Source organism: Nonomuraea sp. NPDC049725 (assembly GCF_040674795.1).
GTDB lineage: Bacteria > Actinomycetota > Actinomycetes > Streptosporangiales > Streptosporangiaceae > Nonomuraea > Nonomuraea ceibae.
The window spans coordinates 81,515-107,819 of sequence record NZ_JBFANJ010000006.1; the positions used below are offsets into that span (position 1 = coordinate 81,515).

At 72.7% G+C, this 26,305-nt stretch carries 18 protein-coding genes and 1 pseudogene; 8 read left to right on the forward strand and 11 right to left on the reverse strand.

Annotated features, from left to right (window positions below; translation table 11 throughout):
- Positions 1-167 precede the first annotated feature (167 nt).
- Positions 168-2,099 (reverse strand): hypothetical protein, encoded by a 1,932-nt coding sequence (locus AB0J53_RS17385; RefSeq protein ID WP_364173074.1) that lies wholly within the window; start codon positions 2,097-2,099, stop codon positions 168-170.
- Positions 2,100-2,281: 182 nt separating this feature from the next.
- Between AB0J53_RS17385 and cofD the strand changes: the two genes are divergently transcribed.
- The 3 genes and pseudogenes from cofD (at position 2,282) to AB0J53_RS17400 (ending at position 5,512) form a co-directional block, all read left to right on the forward strand.
- Entirely contained in the window at positions 2,282-3,220 is a 939-nt protein-coding gene (cofD, locus tag AB0J53_RS17390; protein ID WP_364173076.1) for a 2-phospho-L-lactate transferase, read from the forward strand.
- A 215-nt stretch (positions 3,221-3,435) separates the two neighbouring features.
- A pseudogene (locus tag AB0J53_RS17395) lies at positions 3,436-4,689 on the forward strand (coenzyme F420-0:L-glutamate ligase); the annotation flags it as partial.
- 91 nt (positions 4,690-4,780) lie between these two features.
- Positions 4,781-5,512 carry a lytic polysaccharide monooxygenase gene (locus tag AB0J53_RS17400; RefSeq protein WP_219499670.1) on the forward strand — a complete coding sequence of 244 codons (732 nt, stop codon included), beginning with the start codon at positions 4,781-4,783 and terminating at the stop codon, positions 5,510-5,512.
- 63 nt (positions 5,513-5,575) lie between these two features.
- Here the strand turns inward: AB0J53_RS17400 and AB0J53_RS17405 are convergent, their stop codons facing one another.
- The 7 genes from AB0J53_RS17405 to AB0J53_RS17435 all read right to left on the reverse strand — a co-directional run bounded on the left by AB0J53_RS17405 (position 5,576) and on the right by AB0J53_RS17435 (position 15,593).
- Positions 5,576-7,249 (reverse strand): substrate-binding domain-containing protein, encoded by a 1,674-nt coding sequence (locus tag AB0J53_RS17405; RefSeq protein ID WP_364173079.1) that lies wholly within the window; start codon positions 7,247-7,249, stop codon positions 5,576-5,578.
- Positions 7,250-7,399: 150 nt separating this feature from the next.
- Positions 7,400-9,958 (reverse strand): bifunctional FO biosynthesis protein CofGH, encoded by a 2,559-nt coding sequence (locus AB0J53_RS17410; RefSeq protein WP_364173081.1) that lies wholly within the window; start codon positions 9,956-9,958, stop codon positions 7,400-7,402.
- Between the two features lie 47 nt (positions 9,959-10,005).
- Entirely contained in the window at positions 10,006-10,902 is an 897-nt protein-coding gene (locus tag AB0J53_RS17415; RefSeq protein WP_364173084.1) for a DNA-3-methyladenine glycosylase 2 family protein, read from the reverse strand.
- A gap of 30 nt (positions 10,903-10,932) precedes the next feature.
- Positions 10,933-12,024, reverse strand: coding sequence for an NDP-sugar synthase (locus AB0J53_RS17420; RefSeq protein ID WP_219499678.1), 1,092 nt, complete (start codon positions 12,022-12,024; stop codon positions 10,933-10,935).
- Positions 12,025-12,044: 20 nt separating this feature from the next.
- Entirely contained in the window at positions 12,045-13,163 is a 1,119-nt protein-coding gene (locus AB0J53_RS17425) for a glycosyltransferase family 1 protein (protein WP_364173087.1), read from the reverse strand.
- A gap of 94 nt (positions 13,164-13,257) precedes the next feature.
- A complete protein-coding gene (locus tag AB0J53_RS17430; RefSeq protein ID WP_364173090.1) occupies positions 13,258-14,103 on the reverse strand; it encodes a lysylphosphatidylglycerol synthase domain-containing protein in 846 nt (281 codons plus the stop codon).
- 662 nt (positions 14,104-14,765) lie between these two features.
- On the reverse strand, positions 14,766-15,593 hold the full coding sequence (locus tag AB0J53_RS17435) for a class I SAM-dependent methyltransferase (protein ID WP_219499682.1): 828 nt from the start codon (positions 15,591-15,593) through the stop codon (positions 14,766-14,768).
- Positions 15,594-15,752: 159 nt separating this feature from the next.
- Between AB0J53_RS17435 and AB0J53_RS17440 the strand changes: the two genes are divergently transcribed.
- A complete protein-coding gene (locus AB0J53_RS17440) occupies positions 15,753-16,712 on the forward strand; it encodes a YbhN family protein (protein WP_364173093.1) in 960 nt (319 codons plus the stop codon).
- Here AB0J53_RS17440 and AB0J53_RS17445 read toward each other — a convergent pair.
- From AB0J53_RS17445 to AB0J53_RS17455, 3 genes are all read right to left on the reverse strand, one after another.
- Complete coding sequence (locus AB0J53_RS17445) at positions 16,613-17,674, reverse strand: glycosyltransferase family 4 protein (RefSeq protein ID WP_364173096.1); 1,062 nt, start codon at positions 17,672-17,674, stop codon at positions 16,613-16,615. The genes AB0J53_RS17440 and AB0J53_RS17445 overlap by 100 nt on opposite strands.
- A 1-nt stretch (position 17,675) precedes the next feature.
- Positions 17,676-18,569: a glycosyltransferase family 2 protein gene (locus AB0J53_RS17450; RefSeq protein ID WP_308125584.1), complete on the reverse strand. Its 894-nt coding sequence runs from the start codon at positions 18,567-18,569 to the stop codon at positions 17,676-17,678.
- 83 nt (positions 18,570-18,652) lie between these two features.
- The gene (locus tag AB0J53_RS17455; RefSeq protein ID WP_364173100.1) at positions 18,653-20,644 is read right to left on the reverse strand and encodes a hypothetical protein; all 1,992 of its coding nucleotides are present in this window, start codon (positions 20,642-20,644) and stop codon (positions 18,653-18,655) included.
- A 99-nt stretch (positions 20,645-20,743) separates the two neighbouring features.
- On the opposite strand from AB0J53_RS17455, the gene AB0J53_RS17460 reads away from it, so the two are divergent.
- The 4 genes from AB0J53_RS17460 (at position 20,744) to AB0J53_RS17475 (ending at position 26,305) form a co-directional block, all read left to right on the forward strand.
- A complete protein-coding gene (locus tag AB0J53_RS17460; RefSeq protein ID WP_364173800.1) occupies positions 20,744-22,123 on the forward strand; it encodes a hypothetical protein in 1,380 nt (459 codons plus the stop codon).
- Between the two features lie 157 nt (positions 22,124-22,280).
- Positions 22,281-23,912, forward strand: a complete 1,632-nt coding sequence (locus tag AB0J53_RS17465; protein ID WP_364173103.1) for an LCP family protein — start codon at positions 22,281-22,283, stop codon at positions 23,910-23,912.
- Between the two features lie 162 nt (positions 23,913-24,074).
- Positions 24,075-25,253: an acyltransferase family protein gene (locus AB0J53_RS17470; protein ID WP_219499693.1), complete on the forward strand. Its 1,179-nt coding sequence runs from the start codon at positions 24,075-24,077 to the stop codon at positions 25,251-25,253.
- 56 nt (positions 25,254-25,309) lie between these two features.
- On the forward strand, positions 25,310-26,305 hold the full coding sequence (locus AB0J53_RS17475) for a glycosyltransferase (RefSeq protein WP_364173106.1): 996 nt from the start codon (positions 25,310-25,312) through the stop codon (positions 26,303-26,305).

Sequence of the window (26,305 nt, forward strand, 5' to 3'; positions counted from 1 at the left end):
GGTATCCGGGGGAAGACCAGCTCTCGCCCCGGTCGTGCCTGGCATCAGATGTTCGCGCCCGGTTTGCGCCGGGCGTGTTCAACGCTGTCAGCGGTCGGAACCGTATCAGGGCGGGATGAGCCCCGCCCTCCGGGCCACCTCTTCTCTAGCCGTCGTTTGCCGGTTCCTTACCTGCGTGGCTCATTCGGGGTGTATATGGCGGTCGGGTCGATCGGGTCGTCACCCTGGCGCGGCTGGTCCCCCAGCGCGTCACCGCGGATCGCCTGCTGGTCCAGGCGGATGGTCGAATCCGCCGGCTGCTGGCCCCAGCCGGGCTGCTGATACTGGCCCTGCTGCGGCTCGTAGGCGGCCTGCGGCTGCTGCGGGTGACCGAACACGTCGTCGTGTCGCTGCGGCTGGCCGTACTCCGGGACGCGCAGGTCAGGCGCGGTGCCCACGCCCGACTGGTAGGAGTCGGCCTGCTGGTAGGCGTCCAGGAGCTGCTGCGAGCGCGGGTCCACCGGCGGGTCCGGCTCGTGCTGCGGCACCCCGAACTCGTGGCCCGAGTAGCCGGTGAACGGCTGGCCGCCCTGGCCGTGCTGCTGGCCCGGGCTCTGCTGGCCCTGCTGGCTCTGCTGCTGGCCCTGCTGGTCGAACGCCGACTGGCGGTCGTAGTAGGGCTGCTGCTGGTCCGGGTACGGCACGCTGGGCGCGGTCTCGCCCGACGGGTACGACGGGGCGTACGGGTTGGGCTGGTTGTGCAGGTTCGGCTGGCTGTCGGCCGGGACGTACGGGGCCGGCTGATACTCCGACGGGGGCTGGTAGCCCGAGTCCGGCATCGTCTCCGACGGCGTGTAGGCCGCGTGCGCGGGCTGCTGCGGGGCGTACGGGTTCTGCGCCGGGGGGAACGCCTCGGTGGGGGGCGGGGCGTACTGCTCCTGGGCGGGCTGGGCGTACGGGTCCGCGGCCGGGGTGGCGTACTGCTGGTCCTGGGCGGGCGGGCTGTACGGGTCCTGGTTGTACTGCGGGGCCTCCTGCGCCTGCGCGGCGTAGGGGTCCTGGCTGTAGTGCTGGTCCTGGCCGTACTGCGGGGTCTCCTGGGCGTACTGGGGCGCGTCCTGGGCGTACTGGGGGCTGTACGGGTCCTGGGCGGGCTGGCCGTAGCCGCCGGAGTCCTGCTGCTGGTCGGACGGGGCCGCGGGCAGGGCCGCCCGGGGCTGGGGGTACTGCTGGGCGGCCTGCTGGGGCTGGGGCTGCTGGACCGGCGGCTGGTAGGCGTCCTGCTGCGGCTGCTCCTGCGCGCCGGACGGCGGCTGCGGGCTGTAGGACTGCTGCTGGTACGGGGGCTGCTCCGGCTGGCCGCCGTAGCTCGGCGGCTGCTGGCCGTAACCCTGCTGCGGGGCAGCCTGGGGCGCGGGCTGCTGGTTGGGCTGCGGGGTGGGCTGCTGGCCGGGCTGCGGCATCCCCTGCTGGGGCTGCGCGTAGTCCGCCTGGGCCTGCTGGGGGGCGGGCTGCTGGCCGTAGTCCGGCTGGCCGTACTCCTGGCCGCCCTGCGACGGAGGCTGCTGGGCGTAACCCTGCTGCGGGAAGCCCTGCTGGCCGTAACCGGGCTGCTGGAACTGGCCCTGCGGGAACTGGCCCTGCTGGCCGTACCCCTGCTGGGGGAAGCCCTGACCGTACGGGGCCGCCGGGCGGCGCTCCGGCATGACCTGCGGCAGCAGGTACACCAGCGCGAGGGCCGTCAGCGCCAGCATCGGCACACCTGTCAGCAGGAACTCCACGGTCGAACGCGCGGTGTTGCCCGCGAACAGGCCGAGCAGCAGCGACAGCGCGCCGAACACGGCCGCCGCGGCCAGCGCCCCGGCCGCGATGTACGCGACGGGCTTGGCCTTGGCCGACGGCGGGCCGACCTTGGTCAGCAGCAGCACCGCGCCGAGCAGCAAGGCCGTGATCACCGGGCTGGTCAGGCCGGAGAAGTGCATGTAGGCGCGCTCGGTGAAGTCCGCGCTGGTCGAGCCGATCAGAATCCGGCCGATGGTCAGCAGGATGTCCAGGCCACCGGCGGCCAGCATGATCCAGGCGGCCGGCTCCTTCAGCCTGGCGACGTCAAAGTTGCTCACAAGTACCCCCATCGGACCCTTTAGCCCGAAGGGAGTTTGCCACATCACCGACTTGTCCGGCGGGAGTCCCAGGAAGCTCGCAGATCTCAATAGTCGCTCTTTTCCCCGCATATCAGGGTTTTGCGGGCCGTCAAGAAAAGGGGAAAAACGGTCCCGGGACGGGGGGTGGAAGACTGTTCCGCATGCACATCGTGACCCTCGCCGGCGGCATCGGCGGCGCCCGCTTCCTGCGCGGACTCCGCGCGACCGCGCCCGCCGACCAGATCACCGTCATCGGCAACACCGGCGACGACATCACCCTTTTCGGCCTGCGCGTCTGCCCCGACCTCGACACCGTCATGTACACCCTCGGCGGCGGCATCGACGAGCAACAAGGCTGGGGACGCGCCGACGAGACCCACGTCGTCAAGGACGAACTGGCCGCCTACGGGGTCGAACCCCAATGGTTCGGGCTGGGCGACCGCGACTTCGCCACCCACATCGTGCGCTCCCAGATGCTCGAAGCCGGCTACCCGCTCTCCCAGATCACCGAGGCGCTGTGCGCCCGCTGGCAGCCCGGCGTACGGCTGCTGCCCATGACCGACGACCGGTGCGAGACCCACGTGGTCATCGACGACGAGCGCGGCCGGCGCGCCGTCCACTTCCAGGAATGGTGGGTGCGCCTGCGCGCCTCCGTCCCCGCCGAGTCGATCGCCCTCGTCGGCGTCGAGTCGGCCAAGCCCGCCCCCGGCGTCCTCGAGGCGATCGCCGACGCCGACGTGGTCATCCTGCCGCCGTCCAACCCCGTCGTCAGCATCGGCACCATCCTCCAGGTGCCGGGCATCCGCGACGCCCTGCTCCCCAAGACCGTCGTGGGCGTCTCCCCCATCATCGGCGGCGCCCCCGTGCGCGGCATGGCCGACGCCTGCCTGACCGCCATCGGCGTCGAGACCAGCGCCCAGGCGGTCCTCTCCCTGTACGGGTCCGACCTGCTCGACGGCTGGCTGGTCGCGCCGGAGGACGCCGGTGTCACGCTCGACGGCGTACGCGTCGAGGCCCGGCCCCTGCTCATGTCCGACCCCGCGGCCACGGCCGCCCTCGCCCGCGCCGCCCTCGACCTCGCCCAGGAGCTCACCTCATGACCCACCCCACGCAGCCCCAGGCAACCCCCGCACCGGCAGGCGCCCACCCGTCCGGTACGCCCTCCCCCGCCGCACGGGGTGCGCTTTCCCCGGGAGAGGAAGCGCAGGGCACCTCCCCCGCACCCGCCGCAGGGGGTGTGGCTGCTTCCGGGACGGGCGGCCCCGCACCCGCCGCAGAGAATGCGCCTTCCTCTTGGGAGGGGGCCGCGGGTGAGCGGGTCGAGGTGGTGCCCGTGGTGGGGATCGGGGAGGTGCGGCCGGGGGACGACCTCGCGGCGCTCGTCCCCGGGGTGCGCGACGGGGACATCGTCGTCGTCACGTCCAAGATCGTGAGCAAGGCCGAGGGGCGGGTCAGGGAGGCGCCGGACCGGGCGAAGGCGATCGAGGACGAGACGGACCGGGTCGTCGCGAGGCGCGGCGACACGGTGATCGCCCAGACGCGCCACGGTTTCGTGATGGCCGCCGCCGGGGTGGACGCGTCCAACACCGACCCGGGGACGGTGCTGCTGCTGCCGGAGGATCCGGACGCGTCGGCGCGGCGGATCCGGGCGGGGCTGGGCGGCCGGGTCGGGGTGATCGTGTCCGACACGTTCGGCAGGCCGTGGCGGCAGGGGCTGACGGACGTGGCGATCGGGTCGGCGGGCGTGGTGACGACGGCCGACTTCCGGGGTTCGCGGGACGCGTACGGCAATCCGCTGAGTGCGACGGTGACGGCGCTGGTGGACGAGATCGCGGCCGCCGCGGAGCTGGTCAAGGGCAAGCTGGACGGCGTCCCGGTGGCGATCGTGCGGGGGCTGGGGCATCTGGTGACGGAGGAGGACGGGCCGGGGGTGCGTCCGCTGGTGCGCCCGGCGGACGAGGACCTGTTCCGGTACGGGTCGCGGGACGTGGTGTTCGCGCGCCGGACGATCCGGGAGTTCGGCGACCGGCCGGTGGATCCGGAGGCGGTGCGGCGGGCGGTGGCGGCGGGGATCGCGGCGCCGGCGCCGCATCACACGACGCCGTGGCGGTTCGTGCTGGTGGAGTCGGCGCAGACGCGGCTGCGGCTGGTGGACGCGATGCGGGAGGCGTGGATCGAGGATCTGCGCGGCGACGGTTTCTCGGAGCAGTCGATCGCCAAGCGGATCAGGCGGGGTGACGTGTTGCGCAACGCGCCTTATCTGGTGGTGCCGTGCCTGGTGATGGAGGGCTCGCACACCTACCGCGACGAGCGGCGCAACGCCGCGGAGCGGGAGATGTTCGTGGTGGCGATGGGCGCGGGCGTGGAGAACTTCCTGGTCCAGCTCGCGGTGGAGGGGCTGGGGTCGGCGTGGGTGTCGTCGACGATGTTCTGCCGTCCGGTGGTGCGGAAGGTGCTGGATCTGCCGGAGGAGTGGGACCCGATGGGCTGTGTGGCGGTGGGCCATGCCGCCGCGCCGCCGCGGGACCGGGCGCCGCGTGACGCGCTGGACTTCATCGTGTCCCGCTGACTGATATTTCGAGCCACAGTCACGTAACGGTTTACCGTTAGGAAACTTTCCTTTACATTTGGGCCATCCCCCCAAGTAGAGGAGCCACTAGATGAAGAGGTTGCTCACGTTACTCTCCGTCGTGGCGATTGCGGTCGCCACGGTGGTCTTCAACACCTCACCGGCCCTGGCCCACGGGTACGTCAACTCGCCGCCCAGCCGCCAGGCCCACTGCGCCCAGGGGCGCGTCGCCAACTGCGGCGACATCATCTACGAGCCGCAGAGCGTCGAAGGCCCCAAGGGCCAGCGCAACTGCCACGGCGGAGTCGGGCGGTTCGCCCAGCTCAGCGATGAGAGCAAGCCGTGGCCCGTCACCTCGGTGGGCACCAGCGTCAACTTCAACTGGCGGCTCACCGTCCAGCACGCCACCAGCACGTGGGAGTACTACGTCGGTGGCACCCGGGTGGCCGTCTTCAACGACGGCGGCAAGCGACCCCCGGCATCGGTGTCACACACTGTGAACCTGAGCCAGTTCCCCGGCCGGCAGAAGGTGCTGGCCATCTGGAACATCGCCGACACCGCCATGGCCTTCTACGCCTGCATCGACCTCCAGGTCGGCGGCGGCGGCCCCGGCACCCCGACGCCCACGCCCACCCCGACCCCGACCCCGACGCCGACCGACACGCCCACCAACCCTCCGGGCGGCACCTGGACCGCGGGCACCGCGTACACCGCGGGCTCGACGGTCACCTACGGCGGCGCCACCTACCGCTGCCTCCAGCCGCACACCGCGATCAACGGCTGGGAGCCGCCCAACGTCCCCGCCCTATGGGGCAGGGTCTGACCTGAAATGACCGAAGGGGGCGCCCGCCCACCTGGGCGCCCCCTTCTCCATGCCCCGGGTTCGTCACGCCCCCGGCCGGCAGGTCGGGTGACACAGGCGCCGGGCCAGGGCGGCGAGGAACACGTCGATGATCTCGCCCGGCTCCTGGGCCACGTGCAGGGAGCCGTTGGTGGCCGAGGTGACGGCCGTCAGCCCGGCGCGGTCGACGTCCTTGCCGAACGCGATGACGACGATCTGCACCGGCCGGTCCGCGTCCCACTCCTCGCGCAGCTCGGCCAGCAGCTCCGCCTGGGAGACCCCGCCGCCGTCGTCCCTGCCCGCGGTGATCACCAGCAGCGTGTTGTTCATGTCCTCCCGGTACGCCTCGCCCACCTTGCGGAAGCCGTCCAGGATCGACTCGTACAGCGAGCTGCCGCGCTTGGGGTGGGCGGTGATCGTGCCGGTGAGCTCGTTCAGCCGGCTGCGCCTGACGACCTGGCCGCTCTCGGGCCGGTCGATCGGCCCCAGGCTCACCAGCTCCCGGTGGTCCTCGCTGCCGCCGAGCCGGTCGGCGAACTCCCACAGGCCCATGTGCGTCGAGTTCGGGAAGAGCGCCAGACCGGTCCTGGCGGCGGCCAGCGCCACCTCGACGCGGGTGGTGTCGCCCAGGGGCTCGGCCATGTGCTTGGAGGTGTCGCTGAGCACCAGGATGTTCGTCGGCAGGGCCAGCCTGCTCCAGGCCAGCAGCGCCTCGTCGATGTCCTCCGGCGACACCGAGGGCCGCACCCGGGGCGTGGCGTCCGGGCCGGGCGCGAGCGGCCCCTGCGAGCCGTCGCCCGAGCGGAACCCGGCCCGGCGGACGATCTCCTGCGCCTGCGGCTCGCCCAGCCAGGCGGCGAAGGCGGCGGACGCCTCCGCGACGGCCGGGTCGGTCGCGGTCACCACGTACGGATAGTCGAGCGTGATCGTGCCCTCGCGCGGGTGCAGGGCGACGACCGGATCGGCGGACGGCCCCCGGCCGGTGTGCTCGCGCACCGACTGCTCCGGCACGATGACGACCGGCCGCTTCCAGAACGTGCGGTCGTCGACGGCCTCCAGCATGCTGCGGTAGTCGGGCGCGGACCCGGCCTGGGCCCACCGCACGAACGCCGTCAGCGCCTTGTCGGCCTCCGGCCCGGCTCCGACGACGTCACGGGCCGCCGCCACCGTGGCGATCCCGGCCCCGGCCAGCGACGGGTCCGGCACCCGTACGACGTCTGGCTCCTCCTCGGTCGGCGTCAGCCGGCCGCGCAGCGTCGGCGGGAACACCATCCGCCAGTTCATCTCCGTGTTGCCCACCGCGAAGCGCTCGGCCAGCGACGACCGGGTGGCGAACACCAGCGGCGAGGTCGCCACCACCCGCTCGCCCGCCGGCAGCGACCGCGCGCCCTGCTTGCGGGCCAGCCGGATCCACGCCGACGAGTCGGTGATCCAGCCGTCGGGCCGCTCGCGCAGCACGCCCGCCCGGTCGCCGATCAGCGTGCGCAGCACGGTGGCGGGCGGCTGCTCGGTCACCTGGACGAGCACGCAGCGCCCGCCCACGCTCGCCCGCGTGCCGTTGAACCGCCCCGCCGCCTCCATCACGGCGGGCGCCACGTCCACCGCCGCCGCCACGTCGACCAGAACAGGCTCTCGCGCGGTGCACAGCGCGCCCGTGCCGCCGGACACCAGGACGATCCCGCCGGCCAGCACGGCAACGGCCGCCAGGCCGGCCAGCATGCCGCGTTGGAGCGCCTTCCTCCGTCTCTGCCTGGGAGACAGCGCGGCGCGGTGTCGCCCTAACCGCACGGTGCACCTCACTTGAAGGGGGGTGTCGATTGTCCCAGCGCCTCCCACGACCGGCGCAAGAGGCGATAGAACTTGTTATATCTAGGCCAGCGGCAGGACCCGCCTGACGCTCTGGCACACGCCGTCGCTGGCGGCCGAGGCGGCCAGCCGCTCCGCGCTCGGCACGCCGTACTCGGTGGTGCGCTGCCGGACCGGCCTGCCGGTGACCTCCGCCATCGCGCGCAGCTCGCTGATGGTCTTGTACGAGCCGTTCTCCGAGCCGGCCATCCGGCTGATCGTCTCCTCCATGAGGGTGCCGCCGAGGTCGTTCACGCCGCCCTGGAGCACCTGGCGGCACAGGTCGTCCTGGAGCTTGACCCACGAGCACTGGATGTTGGCGATGGCGCCGTGCAGCAGGATCCTGGCCAGGGCGTGCACGGCCCGGTTCTCGCGGGCGGTCGGGCCGGGCCTGGCGACCCCGGCCAGGTAGATCGGCGCGCTGGTGTGCACGAACGGCAGCAGCACGAACTCAGAGAACCCGCCGGTCTCCTCCTGCAGCCGCCTGATCAGCTTGATGTGCCTGACCCAGTGCAGGTGGTCGTCCACGTGCCCGTACATCATGGTCGAGGTCGTCGGGATGCCGACGCGGTGCGCGGTGGTGATGACCTCGATCCACTCCTTGGCGGGCAGCTTGCCCTTGGTCAGCACCCAGCGCACGTCGTCGTCGAGGATCTCGGCCGCGGTCCCGGGCAGGGAGTCGACCCCGGCCTCCTTGGCGGCGTGCAGCCAGTCCTCGATGGAGAGGTTCGTCCGGCTTGCGCCGTTGATGACCTCCATCGGGGAGAACGCGTGCACGTGCATGCCGGGCGTGCGCTCCTTGACCGCCTTGGCCAGGTCGAAGTACGCGGTGCCGGGCAGGTCGGGGTGGATGCCGCCCTGCATGCACACCTCGGTGGCCCCGGCCAGCCAGCCTTCCTCGGCCCGGTCGGCGACCTGCTCCAGGCTCAGCGTGTAGGCGTCGGCGTCGGTGCGGCGCTGGGCGAACGCGCAGAACCGGCAGCCGGTGTAACACACGTTCGTGAAGTTGATGTTGCGGTTGACCACGTACGTCACGTCGTCGCCCACGGCCTGGCGGCGCAGCTCGTCGGCGATCCCGGCCAGCTCCTCCAGCGCGTCGCCGTCGGCCGACAGCAGCGCCACCGCCTGCTCGTCGGTCAGCCCCGCCGGGTCGCGCTCGGCGGCCCGCAGCGCCTCCCTGACGTCGCCCGGCACGGCGCCGCGCCCGGAAGCGGCCGGCAGCCGCTCACGCAGCGCCTCCCAGTCGCCGTAGACGTGGTCGAAGTCGTCGCGCCGGTCGCCGGTCCGGCCCGTGGTGTCCACCTCGACGTGCAGGTCCACCCGGCCCGTGGGGGCGAACCCGCCGTCGGGCTCCTGCCACGGCAGCCCTTGCGGCACCGCGTCCTGCCTGGCCAGGCCGGTCTCCGGGTCGGCCAGCGCGGCCACGTGCGCCATGACGCGGGGGTCCAGCCACGGCTCCCCGGCCCTGACGTACTCCGGGTAGACCGTCAGCCGCTCGCGCAGCCGGAACCCCGCCTCGGCGGTCCTGGCGGCCAGCTCGTCGATCTGCGGCCAGGGGCGCTCGGGGTTGACGTGGTCGGGGGTGAGCGGCGACACGCCGCCCCAGTCGTCGATGCCCGCGCGGATCATCAGCGCGTACTCGGCGTCGACCAGGTTCGGCGGCGCCTGCACCCGCGCCCGCGGGCCCAGCACGAGCCGGGCGACGGCGATGGTCGCGGCCAGCTCCTCCAGGTCGGCGTCCGGCAGCCCGCGCATCGCCGTGTCCGGCTTGGCGCGGAAGTTCTGCACGATGACCTCCTGGACGCCGCCGTACTCGCGCGCCACCTTCCGGATCGCGAACAGCGACTCGGCCCGGTCCTCGACGGTCTCGCCGATGCCGATCAGGATGCCGGTGGTGAACGGCACGTTGCTGCGCCCGGCGTCCTCCAGCACCCGCAGCCGCACCGCCGGGTCCTTGTCGGGCGAGCCGTAGTGCGGCTGCCCCTTCTCCTCGAACAGCCGCCGCGAGGTCGTCTCCAGCATCATGCCCATCGACGGCGCCACCGGCTTGAGCCGCTGCAGGTCACGCCAGCTCAGCACGCCCGGGTTCAGGTGCGGCAGCAGCCCGGTCTCCTCCAGCACCCGCACCGCCATCGCGCGCACGTACGACAGCGTGTCGTCGTAGCCGTGCGCGTCGAGCCACTCGCGCGCCTGGTGCCACCGGTCCTCCGGCCGGTCGCCGAGCGTGAACAACGCCTCCTTGCAGCCCATCGCCCCGCCCTGCCGGGCGATCTCCAGCACCTCGTCCGGGCTGAGGAACGGCGCCTCCAGCTTGTGCGGCGCGGTGGCGAACGTGCAGTAGCCGCACCGGTCCCGGCACAGTCTGGTCAGCGGGATGAACACCTTCCTGCTGTACGTGATCACCCCCGGGCGACCGGCGGCGGCGAGCCCCGCGTCCCGTACGCGGGCGGCGTGGTCGAGCAGGGTGTCCAGGTGGTCGCCGCGTGCCTGCAGCAGCACGGTGGCCTCGGCGGCGTCGAGCGCCTTGCCGTCACGGGCACGGGCGAGCGCGCGGCGGAACGCGGAATCACTGACAAGACTCATAGCGGCACACTACGACGCGCTGAGTTCTCGTACCGCACCCAGGGCTTCTAGAAGGACCGATAGTCGCGCGCGGCCATCCTCGGGCCGCGGGCCGGCGGGCGGCGGCCGGTGAGCGTGATGAGCATCGCCGCCCGGTGCCGGTGGCCCCGGTAGGGCTCCAGCAGCCGCAGCATGCCCGGGTCGTCCGTCTTCTCCCCGGTGAGCGCGTAGCCCACGATCTTGGCCAGGTGGAAGTCGCCCACGCTGACGGCGTCCGGGTCGCCGAACACCCGCTGGCGCACCTCGGCGGAGGTCCACACGCCGATGCCCGGCAGCGCGCGCAGCAGCCGGTCGAGCTCCTCACTGGTGGCGGCGGCCTCCAGCTTGGCGGCGTGCCAGGCGGCGGTGGCGATCGTGCGGGCGCGCACCGCCTCGGCCCCGGCCCGGTGCCAGTGCCAGGACGGGATCTCGCGCCACACCTGCGGCTCGGGCGCCACCCGCATCCCGTCGGGCGCGGGGCCCGGGGCCGGCTCGCCGAAGTGGCGCAGCAGGTAGCGCCAGGCGCGCCACGCCTCCTGGCCGACGACCTTCTGCTCCAGCACCGCCGGGACCAGCGCCTCCATGACGCGGCCCGTACGGCCGATGCGCACGCCCGCGTGCGCGCGCATGGCCTCGACCAGGACCGGATGCCGCGCGGTGAAACCCGACAGGTCGTCGTCGGCGCCCACGAGCGCGGGCAGCGACTCCAGCGCCCACTCCGCGCCCGGCCCCCACGCCCGCCCGTGCACCTGGCCGCCGGCCACCGTCACCCGCAGCGTGACCGGCCCGTCAGGGGTGCGGGAGGTGCGCCACACGGCCCCGTCGGGGGTCCGGCACCAGGCCGGGTCGCCCCCGCCGCGCTTGTGCGCCGCCAGCGCCAGGCCCACGTCGAGCGGCCCGGCGGGCGCCCAGCTACGCTCCCTCACCCATCCAGTCTGCGGCACGGAACGAGCAGGTCAGACGTCACTCGAATAGCGGACCGCGCGCTCCGGCAGCTCGATGCCCGGCCAGATGCGCACCCCGGCCTGCAGCTCGTTGCCCGGCCCCACCACGGCCCCGTCGCCGATGACGGCGTCACGCACCACCGTGCCGGCGCACACCCGCGCGCCCTGCCCCAGCACCGAGTCGGTCACGATCGCGCCCGCCTCGACCACGCAGTCGTCGGCCAGCACCGACCCGACGACCGTCGCGCCCGCCTCGACCACCGTGCGGGCGCCGACCGCGGTGCCGCCCTGCACCTTCGCCTCCGGCGACACCAGCGCGCCGTCGAGCGCCAGCCACTCGCCCGCCGGCCCCGGCAGCGCCGGCGACGCCAGCCTGCCGAGCACCAGGTCACGCGACCCCTGCACGTACGCGCTCGGCGTGCCCACGTCGAGCCAGTACGTGCGGTCGGCGTAGCCCAGCACGAGCCGCCCCGACTCGATGAGCCCCGGGAACGTCTCGCGCTCGACCGACACCACCTCGTCACGCGGGATCTGGTCGATCACCGACCGGGTGAACACGTAACAGCCCGCGTTGATCCGGTTGGTGACCGGGTTGGGAGTCTTCTCCAGGAACGCGGTCACCCGCCCGTCGCCGTCCGTGGGCACGCAGCCGAACCTCGTCGGATCCTCCACCTCGGTCAGGTGGAGCGTCACGGCCGCCTCCCGCGCCAGATGCGCCCGCACCTGGTCGCCGATGTCATGGCCGGACAGGATGTCGCCGTTGAGGATGAGCACCGGCGCGTCGGGCGGCGACGACAGCGCCTCGGCGGCGTTGCGGATCGCGCCGCCCGTGCCCAGCGGCGTCTCCTCCGTCATGTACTCCAGCGAGAGCCCCAGGGCCGACCCGTCGCCGAACACCGGCTCGAACATCGACGCCTTGTACGAGGTCGCGAAGACGATCCGGCGCACCCCGAACGAGCGCGCCCGCGCCAGCTGGTGGGCCAGGAACGGCACTCCGGCGGTCGGTAGCAGCGGCTTCGGCGTGCCCAGCGTGAGCGGACGCAGGCGCGTGCCCTGTCCCCCGACCAGGAGGATCGCCTCTAGATCCGGCAAAGAGCTCTCCATAACTGTGCGAGGGTACCCAACTATTCGACTGCGCGTTGATAAGAGCTGAGGTGCGCCTCCGCGGAGGCCTCCCAGGTGAACTCCCTGGCCCTGGCCAGACCCGCCTCCCGAAGCTGCGCTCGCCGCTCCGGCGCGGCCAGGAGCTGGGCCAGCGCGGAGGCGATGCTGTCGGCGTCCGGCTCAGTGTAGGCGACCGCGTCGCCGCCGACCTCGGGCAGCGAGGTGCGCTGGGTGGTCAGCACCGGCGCGCCGCAGGCCATCGCCTCCAGCACCGGCAGCCCGAACCCCTCACTGCTGGACGGGAACGCCACCACGAGCGCCCCGCCGAGGAACCCCGGCAGGTCAGGCGCCCGCAGGAAGCCCGGCCGCACCACCTTGACCGTGGCCTCCACCTCCCGGCAGGCGGCGTCGACGTCGTCCTCGTGCACGCCGCCGCCCAGCACCAGCGCCGGCGGATCCGCCAGGCCCGCCACCGCCGCGGCGAAGCCCCGGACCAGGTTCGGCACGTTCTTGCGCGGGTCGAGCGCCCCCAGGAACGCCACGTACGACTGGCCGTGCAGGCCGAACCGGCTGGCCGCCCGCCGCACCTCCGCCTCCGTCGGCGGGTGGAACAGCGCCTGGTCGACCCCGTGGTAGGCGACGTCGATGCGGGTCGGGTCGGCGGCCAGCACCCGCACCAGCTCGTCCCGCGTCGCCTTCGACGGCACGATCACCCGGTTGGCGTGCCGCACGGCGGTGCGCGTCGCCGACCGGAAGAACGACGCCTTCACCGCGCTGTGCTGGTCGGGCTCGGTGAACCAGGAGACGTCGTGCACCGTGACGACCGTCCGCAGGCCCGACCGGAGCGGTATCGAGTAATAAGGAGCGTGGATCACCTCGGCCCCCGCCTGGCGGGCCAGCAGCGGCAGGCCCGTCTGCTCCCACGCGAGCCGCGCGGCCCTGTTGGTGATGGAGACCGGGCCCGGGATGATCCGGGCGGAAGGCGCGAGCCGGGTGTAGCGTTCGGCGTCGGCCCGCTGACAGACCACCGCAAGATCGGCTCCCGCCCGGTCGAGAGCCGACACCAGACCGTCCACGTACCTGATCAGCGCGCCGCGGTCGGCCGGGACCGCCGCCGCGTCGACGAGCACTCGAGGCATTACGTAGATCTTCTCCCCTCAAGATCAACGTCGGGACTCCACGTCCCCCTCTTCGTTCAGCTTATGACCAGCGTCCCCTAAATCGTGGCCCAAATCACACTGAGTCCCGCCGTGCAGCGATTCCCGCCAGCCCGGCACAGATCAGATCGCCCAGAACGATCACCACGCGCGAGCACAGCGCCACCGCGATCGCCCGCCCGCTGTCCATCACCGGAGCCAGCGCCACCACCATCGCGGCCTCCCGCACCCCCGCCCCCGCCGGCACCACGAACGTCATGATGCCCAGGCACCACGACAACGCGAACGCCCCGACGGCGAACACCAGGCCGACATCCGGAGTGATGAAATACAGGTGCACCCCGTAGCAGGTCCACCCCGCCACCGCCCAGCCCAGCGCCGTCAGCATCCCCCGCCGGGTCAACGGCCGCTCCAACGGCTCCCGCCGCAACCTCCGCAGCCCGAACCCGATCACCCCGTTGACCACCCGGGGCTCCAGCAGCACCAGCAGCACCGGCACCAGGAGCAGCAGCCACCCGAACCGGTCCCACCCGAGCGTCACCAGCGTCACCAGCAGACCCGTCGCCAGCTGGATCGGCATCATCAGGAAGAACGCCGCCGCGCTGCGCGCCCTCGGCACCCCCAGGTCGCGGCCCATCTCCATCTGCGCCAGCATCGGCCACACCGCGCCGGGGATGTACTTGCCCAGCTGGCCCACGAAGAACACCTTGGCCGCCGGGCGCAACGGCAGCCTCGACCCCAGGTCGGCCAGCAGCGTCCGCCACGTCAGCATCGCCCCCACGAGCGCGCCCACCACGGCCACCAGCGCCCCGCCCAGCATCGGCCAGCTCAGCGCCGCGAACCCCGCCGCCACGGCATCCCACTGCGACGCCACGGCCCACCCGCCGAACCCGAGCGCCACTCCCAGGAACCCCAGCCGCACCGCCCTCTTGAGCCCCCGCCCCTTCCGGCCCGGACGCCCCGCCCCCTCCCCGGAGGGCTTCCCCTCCCGACGGGACTGACCCTCCGGGGAGAGCGCGCCCTCCCCTGTGGACGGGGCAGTCCCGGAGGGCTCCGCCTCTCCGCCAGGTCCCGCCTCGGCGCGAGGCCGCGCCTCCCCTTGGGGGCGGGCGCCCGCAGAGGGCTCCCCCTCCCAGTGGGACCGCCCCTCGCCGGACGGCCGCCCCTTCCCCGCGCGGCGCCCCTCCGGGGAGGGCGCGCCCTCTCCAAGGGACGGGGCATCCCCGGAGGGCTCCCCCTCCTCAAGGGGGTGCTCGTCCGAGGACGGTGCCGCCTCTCCCAGAGGCCGGGAGGGCTCCTCCTCGGGGCGGGGCTCCCCCTCCCTGTGAGGACGGCCCTCCGCGAAAACCGCGCCCCCACCAAGGTGGCGGGTGCCCGCAGGTGGCTCCGCCTCCCCGCTGGGTCTCACGTCGGCGCGGGGCCGCGCTTCCCCAAGGTGGCGGGTGCCCGCAGGTGGCGTCGTGTCCCCGTCGGGTTTCGCATCCGTGAGGGGCCGCGCGTCACCCGAGGGGATGCCCTCTCCCCAAGGGGTGCCCCTGGTGGGGGGGACGGGCCGGGGAGCGGGGGTGGGGTCGTTGGGGCGGGTCACAGTGGGGGGATCCGCTCCGGGGGCTGCGGCAGGGGGGCGCCGGCCGGGAGGCGGGGGCGCTTGGTGGCGACCCAGAGGTAGGTGGGCACGAGCGGCAGCAGCAGCCGCAGCGCCGCCCGGGGCGTACGGGCCAGCACGGTCTGGGCGAGCCGCCCCAGGGCGCCGGGGAACAGCTCACCTCCGGCGAAGCGGCCAGGCGTGGCCAGCACCGGGAACGTGTAGTCCCATACGTGGAAGGCGCGCAGCATGCGGCGCAGCCCGCGCCGGGTGCGGAAGCGTTCGTAGTAGTGGTCGGCCTTCCCGAAGGCGCGCACGTAGCGGTCGGCGAGCGCGGGCGGCAGGTAGGACAGGAACGGCAGCTTGTAGTGCGGCTCCATGATGCCGAGCCGGTTGCCCAGCCCCAGGTAGAGGACGCCGTCGTCGGAGAGCACCCGGTGCATCTCGGCGACCACGGCGTCGGGGTCGACCACGTGTTCGTAGATGTGGTTGAACACGAGCACGTCGAGCGACCCGTCGGGGAACGGCAGCGCGGTGCCGTCGCCGCACACGAAGGCGACCCGTTCGCCGAACCGGTCGGCGGCCTTGCGCAGCCCCGGCACGTCGATGTCGATGCCGAGCGTGTGCCCGGCCCCTGCTGCGGCGAGTTCGTCGGCGATGAACCCGGCCGAGCAGCCCACGTCGCCCACGGTCAGCCCGCCGAGCGGTCCGTGGAAGTGCTCAAGCACCGCGATGATCTTCGCGGCCTTGCGCCTGCGCTTCGCCTCGTCGAGCATCGCGGACTGGAACTCGGAGTATTCCAGCTGCGCGACCCGTTGCTTTCCCACGCCGCCCAACAGTACCCGCGCTCGCCGCCCCCGGCCGTCGAACGGGCTTCGGTACGGCGGCCGGCCGGGGAATCGCCGGCCGGGGCGCTTCGAGGACGTGCTGGTCACGGCGGTCGTGGGCTCTATCTCGGGCACCGTTGCTGAAGTAGCCTTGGGCGGGTGATCCGCCGACTGCTGCGCGTTGTGCTGGCCCTGGTCGCACTCGGCTTTCTCGGCTACGGCCTGGCGAGCAACTGGGATGCGACCCGTGACGCCGTGGCGGGGATCTCGCCGTGGGCGGTGGCGGGGGCGTTCGGCGCGGTGCTGGCCGGGCAGTTCTGCATGCTGCTGGCCTGGCGGCAGGTGCTGGCCGGGCTGGGGTCGCCGCTGCCGGTGCGGGTGGCGGGGCGGATCATGTTCGTCGGGCAGCTCGGCAAGTACATCCCCGGCGCGGTGTGGGCGTACGCGGCGATGATGGAGCTCGGCCGTGACCGCGGGAGCCCGCCGCGCCGGACGTTCGCGTGCATCTCGCTGGCGCTGGTGATCAATCTGGGGGTGGGCCTGGCGATCGCGGCGGCCACGCTGGCGTCGCAGGAGGCGGTGCGCCAGGCGTGGTATCTGCTGCTGCTCGTGCCGGTCATCATCGTGTGCCTGCACCCGAAGGTGCTGACGTGGGGGCTCAACCTGGCGTTGCGGGTGGCGCGCCGCGACACGCTCGACAGCGTGCTGCCCGGTCGCACGGTGCTGGTCGCGGTGGCGTGGACCACGCTGGGCTGGCTGGTGTACGGGCTTCACACCTGGCTGCTCGCGGGCCGGTGGGACCTCTACGTGATCGCGACCGGCGCCTACGCGTTCGCCTGGGCGACCGGGCTGCTCACGTTCGTGGTGCCGGCCGGGGTCGGGGTGCGCGAGGGCGCGCTGGTGCTCGTGCTGCAGCCGATCATCGGCACCGGCGCGGCGCTCGCGGTGGCCGTGGTGTCGCGGCTGGCGTTCACGCTGGCCGACGCGACGGCGGCCGGGCTGGCGTGGCTGCTGGGCCGTCAGGCGTCGAGGAGCGTCGAGGTGTACGCCGACCAGAACGGCGCCGGGTCGACGGCCTTGACCCCCGACCGCAACCTCTCGGGCTCGCCGGAGGCGTAGAAGCGCTCGATCGCCGTCCGCAGCGCCCCGACGTCGCCCGGCTCGACCAGCAGCCCGTCGACGCCGTCGGTCACGTGGTCGGCCAGCGCGCCGACCCGGGTGGCGATCACGGGCACGCCGTGCTCGTGCCCGAGCCACACGTTCTGGCTGGCCGTCGCGTTGCGGTAGGGCAGCACGAGCGCGTCCGCCTCGGCGAACAGCTTCGGCACGTCGTCGGCGGCCACGTAACCGGGCCGCAGGTCGACCCGGTCGGCCAGGCCCAGCTCGTCGATCAGCGCCCGGGTCTCGTCGAGCCCGCCCCAGAACTCCCCGGCGACGGTCAGCCCGACCCCCTCGGGCAGCGCCCGCAGCAGCAGGTCGAGCCCCTTGTACGGGCGGACGATGCCGAAGAACAGCAGCCGCCGGTGCACCTCGTCGGAGCGCCTGGCGTGGGTGGAGGGCAGGTGCGGCGGCAGCGCGGCCACGCGCACCGGGCCGCCGGTGAGCCCGCGGGCCAGCCCCGCCTGCTCCTCGGAGTGCGTCAGCACCCCGTCGACCCGCTTGAGCAGCGCCTTCATCAGCGGCTGGTCGTACGGTTTGCGCTCGTGCGGCAGCACGTTGTGGCAGAGCGCGACGGTCCGGGCCTTGCGGCGGATGCCGTACAGGATCCCGAGGTAGGCGGGGACCTGCACCGGGCTGAGCACGGCGAGGATCACCAGGTCGGCCGAGCGGAGCCGCCGCCCGGCGGCGACCCACCCGTCCGGCCGCCGCCAGTCGAGGTCACGCCGGGTGTTCGGGTACGGGACGCCCTCGGGGGCGGAGATCGTCTGCTGCCCCGGGTAGAGGAACGACGGGTACTGCGCCCGCCACGACTCGATGACCACGTCGTGGCCGAGCGCCGCGAGCCGGTGGGCCAGCTCGGTGGTGTGCTGGGCCCCGCCGCCCTTGTACGGGTAGGTGGGGCCGACGATCGCGATGCGCACGCTAGTCGCCCCGCGACCGCACGATCAGGTCGGCCAGCAGTGCCACCGAGCCGATGAGCAGGCCGGACAGGAAGATCATCACCGTGTTGGACGGCAGGTAGAAGGGGGTGTCGATCATGTCCCACACGCCCTTGGCGATGCCGATGCCGACCAGCCACAGCGCAGGCGGCATGAGCACCTTGAGCGGGTTGAAGTACATGATCATCCGCAGCACCTGGAGGATGTAGCGGTAGGCGTCGGACACGAAGCTGAACTTCGACTTGCCCGCCCGCTTGGCGTAGTCGATCGGCACGTAGTGGACGTCGTGCTGGTTCATCAGGAACGACAGCGTGATCGTCGTGACGCAGGAGAACCCGGGCGGCAGCAGCCGCAGGTAGGGCCTGGCCACCGACTTGCGGAAGGCGCGCAGCCCGGAGTTGAGGTCGGGGATCTTCTGCCCGGCGAGCATCTCGGCCACCTTGCGGATCACCCATTTGGCCGGGACGCGCAGCAGCTTGTGCGAGCCTTCCTCGCTGGTGCGCGCGCCGACCACCTGGTCGATCGTCTGGTCCTTCTCCAGGAGCTGCACCAGCTCGGGGATGCGCTCGTTGGGGTAGGTCATGTCGGCGTCGGTCCAGACGACGATCTCGCCCCTGGCCTCCTGCGTGCCGATCCGCCGCACGGTGCCGGAGCCGCCGTTGCGGTGGAAGGCGCGGATGCGCAGGTGCGGGTAGCCGGGCGCGGCCTCACGCAGCCTGGCCAGCGTCTCGTCGGTCGAGCAGTCGTCGACGGCGACGAGCTCATAGGTGTAGCCGCTGGAGTCCATGGCCTTGGTGATGCGCTCGACCTCGTCGATGACGTGGTCCTGCTCGTTGTAGCAGGGCAGGACGATCGTGACGTATGGCGCTTCTTCCACGGCGTTTCCACTCTGGGGGGTCTCAGGCGTGCTCACGTGCGTCGAGGGTACTCTGCCCCGCAGAAACGCGGGTCCACATCAGGTCAAGGGATCGCCATCCAGACGTTGACGCGGAGCGACCAGGTGCCGTCCGGGCGGCTGGTCAGCGAGCGCTCGTCCTGCCGCGTCACCAGGGCCATGACCTGCTCGGGCGTGCCGTAGGGCGCGACCTGGCCGGATTCGGCGGCCAGCACGACGGGGGTGCGGCCGGCCGCGCGCACCCGGGCGAGCACCCGGCGCACGTCGTCCTCGGACGCCTCGTCCGCCTTGGCGGCGGGCGCCCCGCACATGCCGCGCACGACCTGGGTGAACCGGTCGCCGGTGACCCGCTCCACGATCACCACGGAGGCGTCGTCCGGGATGCGCGCGCACATCCGTGCCACCGCCGCCGCCTCGCCGCGCTCGACCGGGGTGAACGCGGTGCCGATCGACGTGAAGACCGGCGGCGCCAGCACCAGCAGCGCGAGCACCGGGGCGGCCCAGCGTCGGGGGAAGCGCCGGGCCAGCCATCGGGCGCCCCACACGGCCAGCAGGACCAGGCCCGGGATCACCACGGGCACCAGGCGGCGGGCCGCCCACGGGTGGTCGGGGGTGATCTCCGGCCGCAGCAGCGTCGTCAGCGTCGTCCAGCCGATCACCGCCAGCGGCAGCAGCCAGGCGGTCTCCCGGCCGCGCAGCAGCCGGCGCAGCAGCACCGCCGCGGCCAGCGTGGCCAGCACGACCGCCGGGACGCCGAGGTACCACCCCACCCAGTGCAGCGAGTTCTCGAAGTAGAGGCGGGAGCCGTCGGGCGGCAGGCCGTTGGCCTTCTGGATCTGCTCGATGAAGACGAAGGTCCGCCGGTCGTCGACGTTGTCGGGCTCGCGGCGCACGGTCTGCACCCAGGGGCGTACGGCCAGGCCCGCCATGACGAGCACGACCAGCGCGGCCCCGGCCTCCGGCAGCCGGCGCGGCAGCCGTACCCGGGCCAGGGCGGGCGCGGCGGCCGTCGCGGCGGCGGTGAGCAGCAGCACGGCGGCGCAGATCAGCAGCAGCGGCTCGACCGAACGCGACAGATAGTTCAGGTAGGGGCGGGACAGCACGTAGGCGGCGAGCAGCCCGGCCCCGGCCCCGGCCAGCAGCCCGGCGAGCAGCGGCAGCCCCGCCCCCGAGCCGCGGGCGAGCCGCCCGGTGCGGCCGGGAAGCCGCCGCAGCGCGATGAGCAGCCCGGCGAAGGCGAGCGCGGGCAGCACGTCGCGCAGCCCGTCGACCCGGACCAGCACGCTCAGCCCGAACACCAGCCCGGCCAGCGCCGCGAGCGCCCGCCGCTCCCGCTCCAGCGCGTCGTGCACCAGCGCCAGCCCGCCGAACAGCAGGATCACCGACGGGATCTCGCTGAACGTGGCCCGCGACGTGTAGAGCACCGGCATGCTGACCGCGAACGCGAGCGCCGCCACGGGCGCCCACCAGCCGCCGACCAGGCGCGCGGCCAGCCCGCCGACCGCGAGCACCGCCAGCGCCCCCAGCACGGCGGGCGTCAGCAGCATGCCGCCCAGCCACTCCCCCAGCGCGTACAGCAGCGGCGGCCCCGGCATGAACTGCGGCACCACCGCCCCGTCGCCCCGGTAGAAGCCGATGCTGTCGAACACCAGCGCCGGGTCCGGCCCGCCGAACGCCTCCGCCCGCGGGTCGATGGGCAGCGAGCCGTGCCGGGCCAGCCACACGGCGTACTGCGCGTAGGTGGCCGGGTCGCGCCGGACGAGCAGCTGCTCGCTGTGCAGGACGGCGTTGAACACCCCGGACCCGAGCGCCACGGCGAGCACGGCGGCCGTCTGCCCGGCGGTGGCGGTGAGCGGAGCGGCCCGCCGCGCGCCCGCCCAGCACAGCACAGCCGCGACCGGCAGCCCGATCAGGAACGCGGGCAGCGGCCGGTAGCCGTCAGCGAGGAGCAGCCCCAGCCCGGCCAGCAGCCACCCGGCCACGGCGAGCGCGGGCAGCACGGTGACCACGGCGAGCACCCGGCCCGCCGCCGGGGCGCGCGTCCGGGCGAGTTCCATCGACCAGCGAGCGTATCCAACATCACGACGGCATCACCTCGACGGCATCACGATGACGCCCCGCAGGTGGAAGCCCGGTAGCGTACCGGCGTGCCGGACATGCGGGAGGTCGTGCGGGTGGCGGGGCGGTTCGGGCGGCGTCACCGGTGGTTCCTGGTGGTGCTGGCCGCCGGGGCGCTGCTCAGGGTGGTCGCGATGCTGGGCTTCCGGCCGGCGCTGTGGTTCCCCGACTCCTACACCTACATCGTCACCGTCTTCCATCCACGCCCCGATTTGGTGCGTCCCGCCGGTTACTCGATGTTCGTCAAGCTGCTGGAGCCGTTCCACTCCTTCGGCGCGGTGGTCGCGGTGCAGCACCTGCTGGGGCTGGCGACGGGCGCGCTGGTCTACTGGGCGGCGGCGCGGCGGGTGCGGCGGTGGGCGGCGGTGCTGGCCTCGGCGCCGGTGCTGCTCGACGCCTACCAGGTGGAGCTGGAGCACCTGCTGGTCTCCGACACGCTGTTCATGTTCCTCGTCGTGCTCGCGGTCGTGCTGGCGCTGGCCGACCGGCCGAAGGTGGTCACGATCGGACTGCTGCTGGCCGCGGCCACGCTGACCAGGACCGTCGGGCTGCCGCTGATCGCGCTGCTGGCGGGCTGGCTCCTGCTGCGGCGGCAGGTCCGCCCGGCCGTGGTGATGCTGGCCGCGGGGCTGGTGCCGGTCGTGGCGTACGGGGCCTGGTTCTACGCCACCTACCAGCGGGTCGGCATCGTGGGGGCGAACGGCGTCTTCCTCTATGCCCGGACGATGTCGTTCGCCGACTGCGAGCGGATGGACCCGCCGCCGGACCTGCGGGTGCTGTGCGATCCCCGGCCGCCGGAGCAGCGGCCGCCGTCGCAGGAGTACATCTGGGCCAAGGACGCGCCGCTGGTCAAGCTGCCTGGCATCACGTTCACGCGGGAGACGGACGCGCTGGCGGGCAGGTTCGCGCTGCTGGCCGTCCGCTCGCAGCCGCTCGACTACGCGGGCTCGGTGCTGTCGGAGCTGGGCCGCTCGTTCGTGTGGGGCCGCCCGGTCTACCCCGACCAGGAGATCTACGGCTACTACCAGTTCCCGTCGGTCTCGCCGCCTCCGCCCGGCCGCTATCCGGCGCGGCACGGCGCGGAGCTCGCCCGGCGTTACGAGCGGGGCGAGATCGGCACCCGGGTCGCCGAGCCGTACGCGGGCTGGATGCGCGCCTACCAGGACGTGGCGCGGCTGCCCGGCACCGCGCTGCTGGTGATCCTGCTGGTCCCGCCCGCCGTGGCGGCGCGCAGGAGGTGGTCGGGGGCGCGTGCCGCGACGCGCCCCGCGCCTTGGCTTGCCCCGTGGGCGGCGGCGGTTGTGTTGTTGGTCACACCGCCGGCCGTGGCGGAGTTCGACTACCGCTACGTGTTGCCGGTCGTGCCGCTCGCCTGTTTGGCGGCGGCGCTAACCTGGAGGAATCCTCAGAGTTCCTAAAGAATATTCCCCGAAATGTCCACCTCTGAGTATGCTTTGGCCGGTAAACATCACGCCCGTGTCACGGCCGTTTCGCGCGGTCATGGCCCCGGGCACGCCGAACGTGACCTAGTCTCGTGGCGCAGTACGACCAAGCCAGGACGAGGCTAGGGGGCGCATGAGTGACTACAGGAGCGCGTCCGTGCAGGACCGCAGGGTCGCCTCGACGCAGCCCGGAAGCCGCATGGCCCGCAGGCAGGCCGCGACGGCCCCACCGCCGCCGCCCGAGGATCCGCCGCGCGGCCACCGGGGCAGGGGGCGCGGCAACGGCGGCAACAAGATGCGGATGCTCGCCTGGGTGAGCATCGCCGCCACCACGGTCATGGTGGCCGGCTCCCTGACCGGCTACACCGTCTACCGCGACGCCTTCGGCAGCATCAACCAGAAGGCCGTCAAGGACGACATCCTCACCGAGCGCCCCCGCGACACCGGCGCGCTGAACGTCCTGCTCGTCGGCTCCGACACCCGCGCCGGCGAGGGCAACGCCCAATACGGCCAGGAGCTGGCCCGCACCGCCGACGCCGGCGGCAAGCGCACCGACACCATCATCGTCATGCACATCTCCCCCAACCGGGACGCCGCGCGGTTGATCAGCTTCCCGCGCGACTCGATGGTGACGATCCCCAAGTGCAAGAACGAGACGACCAAGCAGGAGATGCCGCCCCAGCGGGCGATGATCAACTCCGCTTACAACTCCGGCGGCATCGCCTGCACGATCGCCACGCTGGAGACTCTCACCGGCATCCGCATCAACCACTTCGTCGAGGTCGACTTCAGCGGGTTCAAGAACATCGTCGACGCGCTGGGCGGCATCGAGATCTGCCTCAAGTCCGGCGTCGACGACAAGGACTCCAAGCTGAAGCTGCCGCCCGGCAAGAGCCTGCTCATGGGCGAGCAAGCGCTGGGTTACGTACGGCTGCGCAAGTACGGCGACAACAGCGACATCCAGCGCATCAAGCGCCAGCAGATCTTCCTCAGCAAGGTCGTCGCCAAGGCCACGAGCGGTGACCTGCTCACCGACCCGGGCAAGCTCACCTCGTTCGTCACGGCGGCGGCCAAGTCGGTCACGATGGACCCCGAGCTGGCCAACAACCCGCAGAAGCTCATCGACATCGCGATGAGCGCCAGGGAGCTGACCGCCAAGGACGTCAAGTTCACCACGATCCCGTGGATCCCCGACCCCGAGGACGAGAACCGCGTGGTGTGGAAGCAGCCCGACGCCAACGAGCTGTTCCAGTCGATCATCAACGACACGCAGATCGAGGAGGCCGGGCCCAAGCCGACGGTCAGCGCCAAGCCCAAGCTCGCGCTCAAGCCCGAGCAGGTGCAGGTCCAGGTGCTCAACGGCACCACCACGCCGGGCAAGGCCCGCGAGGTCGCCGACCAGCTCACCAAGCAGGGCTTCAAGGTCGTCCAGCTCGGCAACTACCAGTCGCCCGACGGCCAGAGCCTGGCCAGGACCGAGGTGCACTACCCGAAGACGGCGGCCACCGGAGCCGACTACGCCGACGCGCTCGCGGACGAGCTCACGCCCGCGCCCCAGGCCAAGGCGGGCAAGGTCAGGGCGACCACCACCGAGCCCTACACCGGGACCCAGACCACCGGCGCGGCGACGCCCACGGCCAAGCGGGCCCCGGTCGTCCAGCTGATCGTGGGAGCCGACTTCAAGGCGGTCAAGGTGACCAAGCTTTCCGAGAGCGTGGAGAACTCCACGATCAAGGCATCGGAGCAGAAGAACGTCTGTGTGTGACCCTCCAAGTTGCCTGTGTACCCGGCCCGCCGGAGGACAGGACCGTCCGGACCGGGATATCGTGGTTCGGGTCGGCGACTGGGCTCGCCCGCGCCGTGAAGGCGCGTCACGCGTGTCGTCTGTCGTGTTCCCCGGCCCCGAGCGAAGCTGAGCGACTCCCCTGTGTCTGACACCAAGCACTCTCCCCCGGTCACGGCCGCGAACGACGGGCCCGCCAACACAGGCGCCCGATGGCCGCTGCCGGAGGAGGCCTTCTGGAGTGAGCGGACCGACCCTCGCGGCGAGCCGCCGCAGAGTCTCCGGGAGGTCGCCGAGGAGCCCGCTCCCGAGGAGCAGCCCAAGCGCAAGCGCGATCCCTATCTGGACAACGTCAAGTTCATCCTGATCGCGCTGGTGCCCATCGGCCACTCCCTGGTGCCGACGCTCAGCGCCGACTCGGCCCGCGCCGCGTACATCTTCATCTACACCTTCCACATGCCGCTGTTCGTGGTCATCAGCGGCTACCTGTCCAGAAACTTCTGGAACTCCAACGCGAAGACGAACAAGCTCGTCGACACCTTCCTGGTGCCGTACGTGATCGTCGAGGTCGGCTATGCCGCGCTGCGCTTCGCACTGGGCCAGAAGTGGAGCCTGACGATCATCGATCCGGCCTGGCTCAACTGGTACCTGCTGGCGCTGCTGTTCTGGCGGCTGTCCACACCGGTGTGGAAGCGGATGAAGTATCCCGTGCCGGTGGCGATCGCCATCTACCTGTTCGCCGGGTTCTCGGAGATCTCGGGCGACTTCAGCATGGACCGGTTCTTCGGCCTGATGCCGTTCTTCGTCATCGGGCTCGTCATGCAGCCGGAGCACTTCGAGCTGCTCAACCGCCGCTGGATCAAGATCCTGTCCGGGTTCGTGATCGCCGCTGCCGCCGCCGTGGCCATCTACATCGCGCCGAAGGCGCCGCTCGCGCCGTTCTACTACAAGAACAGCTACGAGAAGATGGACCTGTCCTGGTACATGGGCCTGGGGGTGCGCACCGGGCTGCTGCTGTGCGCGCTGGCGCTGTGCCTGGCGGTGCTGGCGCTGGTGCCGCGCCGCGAGACCTGGTTCACCGACCTCGGCACCCGCACCCTCTACTGCTACCTGCTCCACGGCATCCCGGTGCTCATCGCCAAGGAGATGGGCTGGCTGGAGTTCCCGTGGCTGCACGGGCCGCTGGGCGTGCTGGCGATCAGCTTCAGCTGCTTCGCGCTGGCGATCGTGCTCTGCCTGCCGGAGACCCGAACGGTCTTCAAGTGGGTGCTGGAGCCGCGCCTCACCTGGCTCTACCGCCGCCCATCCAGGTCCAGGAGTTAAGCGACCGTTTCACCCGCATTTACGCCAATGCCCTGGTAGGCATTGAGCATCGACGCATGCGGGTATGCGTTGCCACGACCGTCCACCATCCCGAGGACGCCCGGATCATGCACCGGCAGATCCGGGCGCTGCTCGACGCGGGCCACGAGGTGACCTACGTCGCGCCGTTCACGTACTACAACGTGACGCCGGCCGCCGGGCTCACCGCGCTCGACGTGGCACGCCACGCCGCCTACGGCCGGGCGCGCGCCGCGCTCAGGCGCGGCGTCAGGGGCGCGGACCTGCTGATCGTCCACGAGCAGCGGCTGCTGCGCGCGTTGCCGTACCGCCGCCCGCCCGTCGTCTGGGACGTGCGCGAGGAGGTCTCCGGCGCGCGGCTCGCGCGGGCCGGCCGCCGGCACCACGTCGTCACCTCCGCCGTGGTGCCCGAAGCCACCCTGGTGTCGCCCAGCCCTCCCCCTCCCGGCGACACCAGGGTGGTGCACCTCGGCCTGCTCTCGGCGGACCGGGGTGTCAGCGAGCTCGTCGCGCTGGCCGAGCGGCTCGTCCCGCACGGCATCCGGATGGACCTGATCGGCGCCGCCGCCCCGGGCGTGCGGCCGCTGCTGCGTGACGCGCAGCGGGTCGGCCTGCTCGACTGGTTCGGGTACGTGCCCAACCGCCACGCGCTGCGGATGGCCGAGGGCGCCCTGGCGGGCCTGTCCCTGTCCGCCGGGCCCGGCGTGACGCCGACGAAGATCCTCGACTACATGGGCCGCGGGCTGCCCGTCATCACGACCTCGCCGGGGGCCGGGCCGGTCGAGGAGACCGGGTGCGGCTTCGTCGTACCGCTGGACGTGGAGGCCGTCCTGGACGCCGTCCTCGACCTCAAGGAGGACCCGGTGCGGCGGCTGGCCCTCGGCGCGGCCGGGCACGCGCGGGCGCTGGCCCGCCACCACTGGCCCGACCACGCCGCCGCGTTCGTGGCCCGGATGGAGGGCTGGGCGGGCGTGGCCGTGCGCTCCCGCCCGCTGGCCGCCGCCTCCGGCGAGAAGCCCTCCCCCGCCGTCTAG

Coding starts and splice junctions, on each gene's coding strand:
- AB0J53_RS17405 (WP_364173079.1), bottom strand. CDS start 7,249: ATGCTGGCCGGCCTGGCGGCCGTTGCCGTGCTGGCCGGCGGGATCGTC.
- AB0J53_RS17420 (WP_219499678.1), bottom strand. CDS start 12,024: ATGGAGAGCTCTTTGCCGGATCTAGAGGCGATCCTCCTGGTCGGGGGA.
- AB0J53_RS17460 (WP_364173800.1), top strand. CDS start 20,744: ATGCGGGAGGTCGTGCGGGTGGCGGGGCGGTTCGGGCGGCGTCACCGG.
- AB0J53_RS17410 (WP_364173081.1), bottom strand. CDS start 9,958: ATGAGTCTTGTCAGTGATTCCGCGTTCCGCCGCGCGCTCGCCCGTGCC.
- AB0J53_RS17425 (WP_364173087.1), bottom strand. CDS start 13,163: ATGCCTCGAGTGCTCGTCGACGCGGCGGCGGTCCCGGCCGACCGCGGC.
- AB0J53_RS17400 (WP_219499670.1), top strand. CDS start 4,781: ATGAAGAGGTTGCTCACGTTACTCTCCGTCGTGGCGATTGCGGTCGCC.
- AB0J53_RS17455 (WP_364173100.1), bottom strand. CDS start 20,644: ATGGAACTCGCCCGGACGCGCGCCCCGGCGGCGGGCCGGGTGCTCGCC.
- AB0J53_RS17475 (WP_364173106.1), top strand. CDS start 25,310: ATGCGGGTATGCGTTGCCACGACCGTCCACCATCCCGAGGACGCCCGG.
- cofD (WP_364173076.1), top strand. CDS start 2,282: ATGCACATCGTGACCCTCGCCGGCGGCATCGGCGGCGCCCGCTTCCTG.
- AB0J53_RS17465 (WP_364173103.1), top strand. CDS start 22,281: ATGAGTGACTACAGGAGCGCGTCCGTGCAGGACCGCAGGGTCGCCTCG.